12 protein-coding genes are annotated in these 14742 nt (G+C 64.0%); 7 read left to right on the top strand and 5 right to left on the bottom strand.

What is annotated here, in order from left to right; genetic code table 11:
* The first annotated feature begins 44 nt into the window (after positions 1-44).
* Complete coding sequence (locus FNL14_RS13985; RefSeq protein ID WP_142060976.1) at positions 45-1364, top strand: NADH:flavin oxidoreductase; 1320 nt, start codon at positions 45-47, stop codon at positions 1362-1364.
* 132 nt (positions 1365-1496) lie between these two features.
* On the opposite strand, the gene FNL14_RS13990 is transcribed toward FNL14_RS13985, so the two are convergent.
* The 3 genes from FNL14_RS13990 to FNL14_RS14000 all read right to left on the bottom strand — a co-directional run bounded on the left by FNL14_RS13990 (position 1497) and on the right by FNL14_RS14000 (position 3902).
* Complete coding sequence (locus tag FNL14_RS13990; protein ID WP_142060978.1) at positions 1497-1910, bottom strand: hotdog fold thioesterase; 414 nt, start codon at positions 1908-1910, stop codon at positions 1497-1499.
* Positions 1907-3130, bottom strand: a complete 1224-nt coding sequence (locus FNL14_RS13995; RefSeq protein ID WP_142060980.1) for an acetyl-CoA C-acyltransferase — start codon at positions 3128-3130, stop codon at positions 1907-1909. The genes FNL14_RS13990 and FNL14_RS13995 overlap by 4 nt, the downstream gene beginning before the upstream one ends.
* Positions 3131-3323: 193 nt before the next feature.
* Entirely contained in the window at positions 3324-3902 is a 579-nt protein-coding gene (locus FNL14_RS14000; RefSeq protein ID WP_142060982.1) for a TetR/AcrR family transcriptional regulator, read from the bottom strand.
* Between the two features lie 142 nt (positions 3903-4044).
* Here FNL14_RS14000 and FNL14_RS14005 point away from each other — a divergent pair, with 142 nt between their 5' ends.
* Positions 4045-5019 (top strand): helix-turn-helix domain-containing protein, encoded by a 975-nt coding sequence (locus tag FNL14_RS14005; RefSeq protein ID WP_181762632.1) that lies wholly within the window; start codon positions 4045-4047, stop codon positions 5017-5019.
* Between the two features lie 123 nt (positions 5020-5142).
* Here FNL14_RS14005 and FNL14_RS14010 read toward each other — a convergent pair whose 3' ends face one another.
* Entirely contained in the window at positions 5143-6756 is a 1614-nt protein-coding gene (locus FNL14_RS14010; RefSeq protein ID WP_181762633.1) for an FAD-binding oxidoreductase, read from the bottom strand.
* Positions 6757-6969: 213 nt separating this feature from the next.
* Between FNL14_RS14010 and FNL14_RS14015 the strand changes: the two genes are divergently transcribed.
* Positions 6970-7746 (top strand): SDR family NAD(P)-dependent oxidoreductase, encoded by a 777-nt coding sequence (locus FNL14_RS14015; protein ID WP_142060988.1) that lies wholly within the window; start codon positions 6970-6972, stop codon positions 7744-7746.
* A 6-nt stretch (positions 7747-7752) separates the two neighbouring features.
* Here FNL14_RS14015 and FNL14_RS14020 read toward each other — a convergent pair whose 3' ends face one another.
* Positions 7753-9246 (bottom strand): PucR family transcriptional regulator, encoded by a 1494-nt coding sequence (locus FNL14_RS14020; RefSeq protein ID WP_142060990.1) that lies wholly within the window; start codon positions 9244-9246, stop codon positions 7753-7755.
* A gap of 170 nt (positions 9247-9416) precedes the next feature.
* Here FNL14_RS14020 and speB point away from each other — a divergent pair, with 170 nt between their 5' ends.
* From speB to FNL14_RS14040, 4 genes are read left to right on the top strand one after another with little or no spacing between them, the layout of a single operon-like run.
* Entirely contained in the window at positions 9417-10415 is a 999-nt protein-coding gene (gene speB, locus FNL14_RS14025; protein ID WP_181762634.1) for an agmatinase, read from the top strand.
* Positions 10412-11848 (top strand): cytosine permease, encoded by a 1437-nt coding sequence (locus FNL14_RS14030; RefSeq protein WP_142060994.1) that lies wholly within the window; start codon positions 10412-10414, stop codon positions 11846-11848. The genes speB and FNL14_RS14030 overlap by 4 nt, the downstream gene beginning before the upstream one ends.
* Positions 11849-11860: 12 nt before the next feature.
* On the top strand, positions 11861-13378 hold the full coding sequence (locus FNL14_RS14035) for an aminobutyraldehyde dehydrogenase (protein ID WP_255470842.1): 1518 nt from the start codon (positions 11861-11863) through the stop codon (positions 13376-13378).
* A 28-nt stretch (positions 13379-13406) separates the two neighbouring features.
* A complete protein-coding gene (locus tag FNL14_RS14040) occupies positions 13407-14696 on the top strand; it encodes a D-arabinono-1,4-lactone oxidase (protein WP_142060996.1) in 1290 nt (429 codons plus the stop codon).
* Positions 14697-14742: the final 46 nt, after the last annotated feature.

A 14742-nucleotide genomic window follows, 5' to 3' on the forward strand; every position in this document is an offset into this window, starting at 1 on the left:
CACGCACCATCCCTCACTGCTTCCACTGAAAATCAAGGAGATAAATGTCTGCCGAGACCGCCACCGTTGCCGAGGTCCTTTCCAGCCCTTGGAAGATCAATGGCCTCACCATCAAGAACCGTTACGTCCTTAGCCCCATGGCCGTTCTCCAGCCCACCAAGGACGGCCACCCCAGCGACCAGACCATCGCGTTCCTCACCGCACGGGCACGCGGTGGCGCAGGGCTGCTGATCATCGGCGGCGGCGTGGCTACGGAGCGCGGGAACCAAGAGGCACCTTTCCGGCCCCTGATGCGTTTCGACGCCGATGAGTTCCTTCCCGGTCTGCGCCGCATGGTGGATGCTGTGCACGAGCATGATGTGCCGATCTTCGCGCAGATCTTTCCGAGTTTCGGCGCCATGGGCGTGCCCGGCCAGGGTCGGCCGACCAGGGCTGCCAGCCCCAAGCCGGTTCGTATGGCCGCACCCCGGCTGCCGAAGGGTTTTTACATACCCGGCGGGAGAACGAACCCGACTCCCGAAGAAATCAGCAAGGAAGAAATACTCGAGGTCCAGGAACAAACCGTTGCCGCAGTACTTCGTGCCAAGGCGGCAGGCTTTGACGGGGTCGAGTTGGGGGCGCACATGCGCTATCTCTATTCCTCATTCCTGTCACCGCGCACCAACTGGAGGACCGACGAATACGGCGGCAGCGCAGAAAACCGTGCCCGCATCCTGGTTGACACGGTCCGCGCCATCCGGTCAGAAGTCGGCCCCGACTATCCGGTGGGCCTGAGAATGAGTACGAACGACCATCTTTCCGATGGCCAGGGGCCCGAAGGGTTCGCAGAGGTGGCGGCCGTCGTTGAGAAGGAGGGGCTGGGCTACATCGCGCTGAGCGATGCCAACTACGAGTCGATGGACGACAACGTCACCTCGCGGTCGGGCGCAATCCTGGACCACGGAGAGCCGCAGGCATTCCGCGCTGCCATGCCAGCGGTCCCCTTGCTCCTCAGCAGCACCTACGACCCGCAACAGTGCGCCGACGCAATAACCGCCGGATTCGCTGACGGGATCATGCTGGCCCGCCAATTGCTGGCGGATCCGGAATTTCCGAACAAGGTTCTGCAAGGACGGCAGGAGGAGATTGTGTGGTGCGACCATGACAACTCCTGCCTGCGCCGCCTGATCTTCAATGTCCCTGTACGGTGCCACAAGAACCCGGCCATGGGACGCGAAATGTTCCTCACGGGGGCGAAGGAACCTGTCTCGCTGAAGCTCCAGCGCCCGGCCCAGGACCTGTTGATCGCCGCCACCGGATCTCCGTTGCTCATGGGCCTGGCCGACAGGCTGGCGTCCGCGGGTCAGAAGGCGTCCAAGAACTGACACGGCACTGTGCGGGCCGGCCTTCTGGCGGAGGGCCCGCACAACAGCCTTGGACACGTGCATGAGTGTGCCCCGATTCCGATGGAGTCGGGGCACACTTTTAGCTCTGACGGCGGCAGGTTTCGTAGAACTTCAGTCCACCGGTCGCAGGGCGCGGCCCGTGCCACGGTAAATCGCGACCGTCCGCTCCCCTGCCCGCACCACTACATCGACAATCATCCGGCGACCCTCGTGAAAGGTCACTTCAGCGCAGGCGATCAATTCCTCAGAGATCCGCGCCGGGGAAATGTAGGAGATGGAAGCCTCCGCGGTCGCGATTCCGGCGCCGAACGTGTTTGCCGCCATGGCGAACGCCGTATCTGCCAGTGCAAAGACAAAACCTCCGTGCGCGATGCCATGCCCGTTGGCCATCTGGGGAGTGACGGTCAGGACTGCCGTGGCGCGCCCTTCGCTCGCGTTCAACACGTGAATACCGAGGCCTTCCAAGGCGCGGTCTGCAGCGAGCATGGAGCGGGCCTGGTCTGCGATAAGAGTGGACTGCTTCACGAGAGGCGCTCCACTACCATCGCCATGCCTTGGCCTCCGCCCACGCACAGCGTGGCCAGGCCGAGGGATCCGTCAGTGGTTTGCAGCCCGTTGATGAGCGTTCCAACCAGCCGCGCACCGGTCGCGCCGAAGGGGTGGCCCAAAGCGATTGCCCCGCCGAACGGGTTGACCCGCTCCGGATCTGCGCCGAGCTTGCGGACTACGGGGACCACCTGCGCGGCAAAGGCCTCATTCAGCTCAACAGTGTCAATGTCATCGATTGAGAGTCCCAGTCGATCAAGCACGCGACGGGATGCGTCGACGGGCCCGAGTCCCATGATCTCCGGCGAAAGGCCGCTTGCTGCGCTCCCCAGAATGCGGGCCAGTGGCCGCAGCCCGAGTTCGGCCGCGCGGCGGGCGCTCATCACCACCAAGGCCGAGGCGCCGTCGTTCAGCGGGCTGGCGTTGCCCGCGGTCACTGTTCCGGACTCGTGGAACACCGGCTTCAGGGCTGAAAGTGCCTCCAGGGTGGTTCCCGGCCTGGGACCGTCATCGGCTCTCACTACGCTGCCGGCAGCCGTGGCCACCGGTACGATCTCCCTTGCAAAATACCCGTCCTGGACAGCTTGCACGGCCCGGCGCTGCGACTCCAGGGCCCATTCGTCCTGGTCAGCGCGCGAGGTCCCGGTTTGACGGGCCACGAACTCGGCGGTCTTGCCCATTGAGACATACACGTCGGGCAGCGCCCCACCGCCGCGCGGGTCGACCCAAGGCTGGCCGGCGTCGAAGATCAGATTGGCACGAAGGGCTGCCTCCGCGAAGGCGGGGTGCGGGTTTTCAATCACTGGCGGCGTTGAGCTGGTCGATTCGACGCCGGCAACCAGGAACGCGTCGCCGTCGCCAGCCCGCACGGCGTGGGCTGCCATCGCCGTGGCCTGCAATGACGACGCGCAAAACCGGTTCACCGTTGCCGCGGCGACGGTGTCCATTCCTGCAAGTACCATGATGCGGCGCCCAACATTGTCGCCCTGGGCGCCCTGCGGGACAGCGCAACCCACATAGGCATCCTCAAACTCGGCAGGGTCCAGCTGTGGAACAGCAGCCAGTGCTCCCCGGATGGCTGCCAGCGCGAGGTCCTCGGGGCGCTCAGCAGCCAACGAGCCCTTGCGCGCCCGGCCAATCGGCGTTCTGCGGTAAGCGACAACAACAGCGTCACGCGGCTCCAGCCCGGTCTTCACCATCAAGCGCTCCTTTCGTTAGGGTCCACCTGTATCCGGCGACCCTGTGGGCGGGAAGGACTGGAACGAAGAGGAATTCATCGTCCAGCGTCCCAACGCCAAGAACTGCTCCCGGCTTCCCTGGAGTAAACCTATACGAGCCGTATCGTATTGCACAAGAGGCCGCCGTTAGGCAGGCACCCCGACGCGGTCAGTACTACCCTGCGGCGAGCCCCTCCAGGACAGTCTGCATGACGGCGTCAGTGGCCTTGGCTTCGAGGGGTCCCGATTGGAACAACAGGCGGAAGTAGATGGGTGCGTAGAGAAGCTCCGTGACCACCTGCGCATCGAGGTCCCTGCGTATTGAGCCCTCGCTTATGGCTCGCTCAACGAGGGAGGTTACCGCCTCCGCGCGCGGGATCCAGAAGTGTTTCTTAAATTCGGTCATGGCAGCTTCGTCCTGCTGGCACTCACCAATGAGTTGCGCAACAAGCCGACCCTCGTTGCCGGCGTACACCTCGGCCAGCGACGCCATATGTTCACGCAGCGCTTCGATGGCCGGAACGTCGTTGCGGACGGGAGTCCGGGCGACATGGTTGTCCAGGAAAGTGTCGATGACTACCGCCACCTTGCTTGACCACCACCTGTAGATGGTGGTCTTGCTGACTCCTGCTTCGCGGGCGATGCGCTCAATGGAGAGCTTTTGCACCGTAAACCCGGTGGGCCCTGAATCTTCAAGCAACTTCATGGTTGCTTCCAAAATGGAGCGACGACTTTCTTCACTTCTGACTGCCATGGATCAACACTACGTCGAATATCATTCAATACGAAACGTACACCCTCGGCTCGATCGTCAACGGGAACCAAGCTGCCTTTTGCTTGCAAAGGTGATGCACCTTACACTCAATACGAAACGCATCGGATTACAAGGAGCGGTCGTGACCGGATCTCCCCCGGGTATAGAGATTTTGGATACCCGCTCGGTTCCTCCTGCCGAGCGCCGGGACTACTGGTCAGCGGGGATCGCGGAACGCTTCTTCCCGATGTACGTCCAGTCGGTCGGGGCGCCGTCTTTCGACGCCCGGATGGCAAGTGGGCAGGCCGGCCCGGTTGGCATCCGGTCTATCCAAGGACTTGCGCACCGCGTAGCCCGCACGGACCGGATGATCGCTGCTGCCGATCCGGAAAGCATCCTGATGTATCTGATGACCAAGGGCGAGGTCCACATTGAACAGGACGACCGCAGCTGTGCCCTCCGCCCCGGAGAAATCGGGTGCCACGATACCTCGCGGCCTTCTATTTTCGAGGGCCGGGCGAGCTTCGAGGTGCTTGTCTTCAGCATTCCCAAATGGTTCATCGGCGGGCAGGCAATCCCCATCGCCCGGCATTCCGCAACAAAGGTGGACGCGGGCCGGGGACGCCTCGCGGGGTCGGCCACCCCTTTCCTTGCGCAGCTGGCCCGGACCGCCATGAGCGGCGGCGGGCTCTCCATTGCTGACGGGGAAGGCGCTGCACAGATGCTGCTGCCCTTGCTTCGGAGCATGTACGGCGGGCAGGAGTCCGCCAGTCCGCGTTCACGCGCCGAGGCGCTGCTTGTCCGGATGCAGCGTTACGCGATGGACCACCTGCACGAACCGGAACTCGGGCCGGAGCGCATCGCGCAGGCCCACTACGTCTCCACGCGCTACGTCCACAAAATTTTCACGGACGCCGGCAAAAGCGTCTCGGCCTGGATCCGCGAACGGAGGTTCGAGGGGGCTGTGGACGAGTTGCGGCAGCACCCCGAATTGACGATCGCGACAGTCGCGGCGAGGTGGGGATACCGCAACCCTGCAAGCTTTAGCAGGGCCTTCCGGGAAGTCCATGGTTGCCCTCCGAGCGCGGCCAGGGACATGCCGGGGATGGCGGGATAACTGCCGGATTGGTCCCCGCCAACAATGACGGAGGCGCTGCCCGGGCCGTCAACGGAAGTTCGTGGGCAATGGTTGGTTACGCGAGGCCCGCCCGTCCGAGGGGGCGGGCCTCACGATGAGGTGCTAGGCCTGCGGAAAACCTGCCTGCCGCAGGCGGGTGCCCCAAATCCCGGACTTGCCCGGGGCGATGATCCCGTTCGGATCCAGCGTGTCCTTGATCGTTTCATTGAAGCGCCGCAGCGCGTGGTTGTTGAAGCCGAACTGTTCGGCTGCCAGGTCCATAAAGCTCAAGTGCGCCCGGTATTCGCCGTAGCCGCGCTTGCCCGCCTCGGCAACCATCCGTCTGGCCAGGGCATAGGCCTTGTCGACCTGTTCCGGGTTCTTCGTGTCAAAGGCGATCACGTTGATGAAGGTGGTTGAACGGGCATTGATGGGGAGCATGCCACCCAGGAAATCAAGGCCCTCCGCGGCACACATCTCTTTCATCAGCTTCTGCGCGGCCACGGCGTGCTGGGCGGTGAGCGGGATGACCGGCGAGAAGTCGACGTGCCCGCCGTCCTCGCCGCCTGACCAGCCTGCCATCTTGTACAAGTCCTGGCTTGGAACCCCGATCTGCACCCGCTCGTGCGGGTTCGGCAGCGTCTCCCACGCATCGGCGCCATGCTTTTGGCCCGCGAGGTCCACGCCGGGGATCTGCAGGAAGCGGGCCTCGAGCTTGGCGAAGTTGTGATCCACCACAGCCTCATCGCCGTAGAGCGCGAAGCGCATCATCCAGCGGCCGAGGCCCATCTCCTTCGCGATCTTGTCGATGACTTCCTCGGGCAGCGGGCCGTCGCCCGTGTACCACTCGGCGCGGGTGGTGAGCATCGACGCCATGCACAGCGTGTTGGACAACTGGGGGCGCATGTCAATGGTGCCGTCGAGCATGAGCTCACGCAGCGCATCAACAACGGCCGGCATCCGTTCTTCGTCCCAGACGCGCAGCCACAGCGGCATGTATACCTCGGGCTTGGGCATCAGCCAGTAGCCCATTTTGGTGACAATGCCGTAGTTGGACTGCATGAACATTTCTGTGGAGGTGGGGCCGAGCCCGCGTTTGTACAGTGGCCAGGTGGGGTTGTTGTCCATCGCGCCCGAGCCGGTGCGCATCAGCTCACCGTTCGGAAGCACCACTTCGAACCCGCAGTGGGAGGCCTGGTCGATCGAGTACGGCATATAAGTGAGTCCGTGTTCAAGAGTGTTCGAAACGACCCCTCCCCAGCCGATATCGACGATGGAAGCCACCAGGTTGTGCCCACCGGCCTTAATGGCATCGTGCAGGTCGTACCAACTCACGCCGGGCTCCACAATCGCGTAACCGAGCTCCTCATTAATCTCCAGCACGCGGTTCATGTTCCGGAAGGAAAGCATCACCGAACCGCGCACCTGCGGCGCAGCGCCCCCGTAGCCGTTGTTCTTGCCGCGGCTGATGGGCCATAACGGGATGCGGTATTCGTTGGCGATCCGAACTACCGCCTGGACGTCTTCGGTACTCGTCGGGCTGATGACAGCACACGGGAGATTCTTAGCAGAACCGGGAACCTGGAACGGATCCTGGAAGTCCTGAAGGGATTCGGCATCGCTGGCCACCTTAGCGTCGCCGACAGCAGCGGCGAACGCGTCGAGGGCTTTCTCGAGGTCCCTTTCAGTGACGCCGGGCGGAAGGGGGCGGAGCGTCGTCTCAGGGGTAATAGTCATCTTCAGCATCTCCTTTGATGTGGCTGTGTCTTGTAACACGTGCTGCTCATCCTGTGCCTTCCGATCCCCGGGCTGCGGATTTAGGGCCTGATAGTGCAGTCCGCGCACAGCAGCGTGCACGGACTGCACCATCGCGCACGGGGCATCCCTGGCCCCTGAACGCCGTGATTGCATGAGCGCACTACATCAATCGAGGGGAACGGAGAAGGAACCATGGCCAGTGGTCGCCTGGAGGGAAAAATCGTCCTGCTGACGGGGATCGGGGGCGGAATGGGACGAGTGACTGCCCGGCTGTTCGCCCGCGAAGGTGCAACCGTCGTCGGCTGTGACCTTGATGCCGAGGGAGCTGCGGAGACGGTCCGCCTGGTAGAGCACGAGGGAGGCATCATCGAATCAAGCGCGCCCGTGGACCTGGGCAACCGGGAGGACATCGATGGCTGGATCCGGGATGCGATTGAGCGCCACGGCCGCATCGATGTGCTCTACAACAACGCCAGCAAGCCGAGATTCGCACCGTTCGCGCAGATGAGCGGCGAGGATTACCGGTTCACCCTGCAGAACGAACTCGACCTCGTGTGGCACGCATGCCAAAGCGCCTGGCCGCACCTGGCCGCCTCCGGCGGCGCGATCGTTAACATTGGTTCGGGTGCCGGGATCCTGGGCGCCCGCGCCCTGCCGCAGGCTGCACATTCTGCGGCGAAGGGCGCCGTCATCGCCCTGACCCGGCAGCTTGCCGCGGAGGGTGTAGCCGTCGGCGTTCGGGTCAACTGCGTGAGCCCTGGCGTGATGGCCACTCCTCCTGTACTGGCGATGTTGGAAGAATTCGGGGAGAACGCACCGGTCGCCCCAATTATTGAGCGCACGATCGACTGTAAGGCCGGGGACCCTCTCGCCGTCGCCTATGCCGGCCTCTACCTGGCGTCCGACGAGGCGCGATGGGTCACCGGGTCCCATCTCGTCGTCGACGGCGGAGCCAGCGCCATAATGTAGGTTCAGTCAGGAATGCATCGCTTCGTGGATCTGGAGCGCCAGCCACAGCTGCGCGAGCGTGGACGTTTCACTCATGTCCAGGCCCGTCAGCTCGCCGACTTTACGGATCCGGTAAATGATGGTTTGGCGGTGTGTGAACAAAGCGGCGGCCGTTTTTTGCCAGGAGCGCTGCAGGTCCAGATAAGCCTTCAATGTGACCATCAAGTCGCCGTCCTGGCTTTGCTCATAGTCGAAAATTGGGCCCAGGAGGCGGCGCACCAAAGCCGCGCCCTCCTCGACTCCCGTCAAACCCAGCCAGCTGGGGCCTTCCGCGTACCGGGCCAGCCGAAGCTTGTTCGCCCTGGCCGACCCCAGGGCCCACAGCGACTCCTGCAGGGCATGATGCAGGCCTGCAACCGTTGCCGCCGAACTGATCCCGATGGTGGTTTCGGGGCTGGCACAGTGGATCAGCAGCTCATCCGCCACATCGGCGGCGACCACCACATGCAGGCGGTTGTTCCGCCGCAAGGAGGCCGCAGAAACTCCGTGCCGCCACAGTTCGATATGGACGTTCGCCAGCCCGTCGCCGTCGTCCGCTGACAGTGAGGCGACCACAAAATCCTGGGCCGGAACCTCGAAGGCCGCCAGCCGGCGTTCCATTTCAGCGCTCCCCAGCCGGCCGTCGAGGGCCTGCAGCAGGAACTCGCCGGCCAGCCGGTGCCTGCCCTCCAGCGAAAGGACAACGCGGGCCAGCTGAAGCCCCAGCACGGTTGCGGCGTGAAGAAGGACGACGGCGTCAGGGTGCGGTTCGTTAAGGGGAAGCACCACCATGAGCGCATTGGCGTGCGTGGGAATGTCCATGGTCAGGACATGCCTGCCCCTGACCCTGTGCCACTGGAAATTCTTGCCCGCAACAGACACCTGGCCAGGGTGCGGGGACCACTCTTCCGCCAGGAATCCCGGGAGGGGCTTCCCGTCAGGGTGCCAGGAGTGGAGGCACCGGCGGTCCACCACAAACAGCTCCGCATCCAACTCCGTGGCAAGCCTCAGGACGAGGCTCTGCCAGTGGTCCTCGGACGCGCCCGCGGTGCGGAGAAGGTCGTAGACCCGCGCCGTCTGGCGCAGCCGGCGTGATTCCTCCAGCAGCGACGACTCGGCTACCGACCGGGCAATGGCAATGAACGGAAGGGGGTAGGGAATGCTGATCAGTGGCAGTGGAAGTTTGTTGCACGCCTCGATGAATTCGGCCCTCAGCGGCGGCGCGTGCATCTTCTCGCCGATCGCCAGGGCGCTTGCCCCGGAATCCACCAGGGCTTCGGCGAGCGCAACCTGGCCCGCTGCATCCGCTGGAATGGAGAGCCCGTTGGTCATCATGAGCTCACCGCCCGTGACCCATTCCCAGAGCCTGGGCAGATCCGAGGTGTGGGCCCACGTGATCCGGTTGTTTGTCCCGTCAGCCCCGGCGAGGAGTGTCAGGCCGAGCTGCGGTTCGGCCACGAGTTCGGCGACGGTGATAGCCATCCCTGTGTCTCCTTGCCTTGGGCGGGGCTTCTGAACCTTTTAGACATTCGTCTAAGCGTCTCGGCCATTTGTAGTCAATGTACCGCTATCCGGAGTGATCCGGGTCACCAAGAATTGAGGTATGCACTTCCCGCTCAACGGCGAGCACCCAGCTACCGAAGGATCCAGCCATGACTACGCATCAGCCCATTGGCCCCGTGGACGCAACCAAAGTACCCCGCTACGCGGGCTTGGGAACCTTCGCCAGGCTCCCCCAAATCGACCGTGTCCCGGACTATGACATCGCCATTGTCGGCGTGCCGTTCGACGGCGGAACGTCCTTCCGGCCAGGGGCCCGTTTCGGTCCTGCCGCTGTCCGCGAAGCCTCCCGGCTGCTCCGCCCCGGCTACCACCCTGAACTGGATGTTGAGCCCGTGTACGAGGCACAGGTAGTGGACGCCGGCGACATCGCCTGCACACCGTACGACATCGCCCGGGCCGTCCGCGAAATTGAGGAACAGGCACTTCCCCTGATCAGCGCGGACAAGCGGCTGATCTCGATCGGGGGCGACCACACCATCGCCCTTCCCATGCTGCGGGTGTTGAACAAAGTCCACGGGCCGGTGGCCTTGCTGCACTTCGACGCCCACCTGGATACATGGGACACGTACTTCGACCAGCCCATCACCCACGGCACCATCTTCCGCCGCGCCTTCGAGGAAGGCTTGCTGGTGGAGGACAAGTCCATGCACGTGGGTATCCGCGGGCCGGTGTACGACCGCAACGATTTCCTCAGGGACCACGAGTTCGGGTTCCAGATCATCCGTTGCTCAGACCTGGACGTCATAGGTGTTCCGGCGGCCATCGCCCAAGTGAAGGAGCGGCTCGGCGACACCCCGGTGTACGTCTCCATCGACATCGACGTTTTGGATCCCGCCTACGCGCCAGGCACCGGCACGCCGGAGATGGGCGGGCTCCACTCCCGCGAACTCCTGGCCCTGCTCCGCGGACTGGACGGCATCAACATTGTGGGCGCCGACGTCGTGGAGGTAGCCCCGGCCTACGACCATGCGGATATCACCACGGTGGCCGCGGCCACCCTGGTCTTCGACCTGCTGGCATTGATGGTTAACCGCAGCAAGGCCACCGGGGTACGCGAACTCGAGTCAGCCGCCCGGAGCGCGTCATGAGCACGCCGATTGCAGAAGTACCCCGGCTGGAAGACAAGACCATCCAGCCCATCCCGGCCAACGAACGCCACGGCAAGGCACGGGACCTGTTTACCATCTGGTTCGGCTCCAACATCATGATCATGACCATCGTGACCGGCGGCCTCGCCACCACGGTGTTCGGACTGGGCTTTGTGCCCGCGGTCGCGGGCATCATCATCGGCAACGTGGTGGGTGGCATCTTCATGGCGCTGCACTCAGCCCAGGGCCCGCAACTGGGCGTGGCACAGATGATCCAGACGCGCGGCCAGTTCGGCTCCTTCGGGGCGCTACTGATCGTGGTGATTGTGGTCGTCATGTACGTCGGCTTCTTCGCGGCAAACCTGGTCTTTGGCGGCGAAGCAATGGCCGCCGTCAGCCCCGGCATCAGTGTGGACGCGGGCATCATCATCATTGGCGTGGTCAGCGTTATCGCGACAATTTTTGGCTACCGCCTCATTCACGCTTATGCCCGTGTCCTCAGCGTCGCGGCCGGCCTGGCGCTGCTCCTGGCATTCGGCTGGATCCTGGTGGTCCACGGACTGCCCGGCAATTTCCTGGAGACGGGTGACTTCAACTGGGTCGGCTTCATGGGGACCATCTCCGTCTCGGCCCTGTGGCAGCTGGCCTACGCACCCTACGTCTCCGATTACTCCCGCTACATGCCGCAAGGCACGGGTTCCGCTCCGGCGTTCTGGGCTTCCTACTCAGGCTGCGTCCTGGGAACCCTGTTCCCCATGATCCTTGGCGCCCTCGTGGGCACGCTCGCCGTCTCCATGAGCACCGGCGACGTCGAAATCGTCGGCAGCCTGGGCGCATTACTCCAGCCCTGGACCCTGATCATCGTGGGCATCTTCTGCCTGGGCGTCGCTGCCTCGAACGCCATGAACCTGTACTGCGGCGTCCTGTGCACCCTCACCATCGGCCAGACCTTCAGGCCCTCCTGGCTGCCACGCGCCAAGACCCGCAGCATCGCGGCGGTCGTCCTCTTCGTGGTCGCCGTCTCCATCGCCCTCTTTGCCCGCGACAACTTCATCCTCTTCTATACGAACTTCCTGTCCTTCCTGATGTACGTCCTGGTCCCGTGGACGGCCATCAACCTTGTGGACTACTACCTCCTGCGGCACGGCGAGTACCGGGTTGAAGACTTCTTCAAGCGCGACGGCGGCGTGTACGGGCGGTTCAATTGGGTCGCCATCGGCTCCTACCTGGCAGGCGCCCTGATCCAGGTTCCCTTCTCGGCAACCGCACTCTACACAGGCCCGCTGGCGGCTGCCTTGGGCGGTGTGGACATCTCCTGGATTGTCGGGCTCGTGGTTGTTGCCCCGCTCTACTACGTGGCGGCCCGTGTCTTCCGGAAGAAGACCGAAGCCGCACCCTTTCCCGCCGCTGCACTCACCCCAGACCTCATCTGAAAGCGAATGATCATGACTGCCACCCAGACCGAACACTTCACCGTCCGGCGCTCCCCCGCTGACACGAGCGTCCTGCCCCTCCCCCTGCAACTGCCGCTGCCTCCGGCGGGGCACTTCATCAACGGATCCTTCGTCCCGGGCTCCTCGGGAGAGTGCATCGACGTCGTGGATCCCACCACCGAGGCCATCATCACCTCCGTGCAGGCCGGCACGGCCGATGATGTGGACGTCGCTGTTGCCGCCGCCGTCGCAGCCCAAAAGACCTGGGGTGCCACCACGCCGAAGGAACGCGCGGATGTCCTGAACCTCATCGCGAACATCATCGAGGAGAACCGGGAAGCGTTCGAGGCCATCGAGTCCGCCAACACCGGCAAGCCGCAGGCCGTGTCCGAGGACGATGTCTCCAGCACCATCGACACCTTCCGCTTCATGGCCGGCGCGTCACGCACCCTGACCTCCATGGCCGGCGGTGACTACGCCACGGACCACACATCCGTGATTCTCCGCGAACCCGTGGGGGTTGTCGGCGTCATTACTCCGTGGAACTACCCGCTGCTGATGGCGGCGTGGAAGATCGCCCCCATCCTCGCCGCCGGCAACAGCATCGTCATCAAACCCTCCGAGCAAACCCCGTTGTCCACGCTGAAGCTGGTGGAAGTTCTGGCCGGACGCATTCCGGACGGCATCCTCAATGTGGTCACCGGCCGTGGCCGGACCGTCGGGCAGCGGCTTTCCGAGCATCCTGACATCGCCCTGATCGCCCTCACCGGCAGTGTTGTCAGCGGCCAGGCGGTGGCCGAAACTGCAGCACGGTCCGTGAAACGCGTCCACCTGGAGCTCGGTGGCAAGGCCCCTGTGTTGGTCTTCCCCGACGCCGACCTCCGCGCCGCCGCCGTCGGCGTGCGGAACGCCGGCTTCTGGAACGCCGGCCAGGACTGCGGTGCCGCCTGCCGCGTGTTGGTGCACGAGTCAGTGGCCGAAGAATTTACCGAACACCTGGTGCGTGAGGTCAGCACGCTGGTCATCGGGGCACCGGATGCCGGCGACGACGTGGAAATCGGCCCCATGATCTCCCGCCCCCACTTCGAGCGCGTCAAGGAATCCCTGGAAGAAGCCAAAGCGGCCGGCCTGACCATCGCCGTTGGCGGTTCCGTACTGCAAGGCACGGGTTACTTCATTGAACCGACCGTCATCACAGACGTTCCATCCGGGGCACCCATCGCTACCCACGAGATTTTCGGGCCGGTGGTCACCGTGGAGACGTTCTCCAGCACGGAAGAAGCAGTGAGCCGTGCCAACGAAAGCCCCTACGGCCTTTCCGCCTCGGTGTGGACCCGCGATTCCAGCCTCTCACTGCGGATACCAAAGCAACTCGAGTTTGGCACCGTCTGGGTCAATGCACACCTGGTCCTGGCATGCGAGGTACCGTGGGGCGGATTCAAGGGATCCGGTTACGGCCGCGACCTGTCGCTCTATGCCCTGGATGACTACTCGCGCACCAAGCACGTCATGATCAACCACGGCGCATGACCACCGGACAAGCAACGGAGCTTTCACCATGACCACGCACCTTCCCGCAGTGGGAATACCGGCCACAGCCACCCCCACAGCCCCTTTCAGCACGGACGCCACCTGGACCAACTGGGGCGGTAACCAGAGCGCCACCCCCGCCTTCACCGTGCGGCCCCGGAATGAACAAGAAGCGCTCGACGCCGTCCGCTTCGCCATCCGCGAGGGCCTGCCTGTCCGGGCGGTCGGTTCGGGGCACTCGTCTTCCCCCCTGGTCCAAACGGGCGGAGTGCTGATGGATATGTCCGGTTTGTCGGCGATCACCGGTACAGACCGGGTGGGGCGTCGTGCGAGGGCCTTGGCCGGAACTACCATCAACGCCTTCGGTGATGCCTTGTGGGAACAGGGACTGGCCTTGGGTAACCAGGGGGACATCGACAAGCAGCAGATCGCCGGCGCCCTGGCCACCAGCACTCACGGCTCCGGAAAGAACCTCGGCAGCTTTTCGTCCAGTCTTCGCTGGGTGAAGCTGATCAACGGTTACGGCGACATTGTGGAAATCGGCGAAGGCCAGCTCCGCGAGCTCTGGGCTGCACAGGTGGCCCTGGGCACCCTGGGCATCTTCCTTGAGGTCGAACTGGCGGTCGAGGACAAGTACTACCTGCAGGAAGAGATCACCTATCCCACCTGGGCGGAGACCGCCGGAACCTGGCAGTCCGACATTGACTCGAACCGGCACTATTCGTTCCTCTGGTGCCCGGATGATGACTCGTGCGGGCTTCTGGATCTGCCGGGTTCGCCGAAGTACGGCATGGGAGGCCGGAGCTACACCAAGAAGTACAACATCGTGGACGTCCAGGACGAACGCCAGACTTCAGGCATTGAAGGTGCCCGGCTGGACCGCTCGTACCGGATCTATCCCGGCGGCTTCACCACCCAGTTCCACGAACTTGAGTACTTCGTCCGCAGCGAGGACGGCCTGGCCGCCGTCGAGGCCGTTCAAGACCTGATCCGGACCAAACATCCGGACCAGAAGTACCCCGTGGAGGTCCGCTGGGTGAAAGCTGACGACGCCTACATGTCCCAGTTCCAGGGACGCGACAGCACAGTGGTCACCCTGACCACCGAGCCCGGCACCGACTACTGGCAGTTCTTTCGTGATGCCGACGCTGTCCTGCAGGAGTTCGAACCTCGGGCACACTGGGGGAAAATCCACTTCATGACCAGGAGGCGGCTGGAGCGCCTCTACCCCGGGCTGGATACCTTCATCCAGGTCCGGCGCGAGTTCGATCCGCGGGGCATGTTCCTCAACGACCACACCCGCGCTTTGCTGGCCTGACGCTCCGCAGCCTGTGCCGGCATGCCCGCCTTTCACCGCAGGCCGC

The organism is Pseudarthrobacter sp. B4EP4b (genome assembly GCF_006680095.1).
GTDB lineage: Bacteria > Actinomycetota > Actinomycetes > Actinomycetales > Micrococcaceae > Arthrobacter.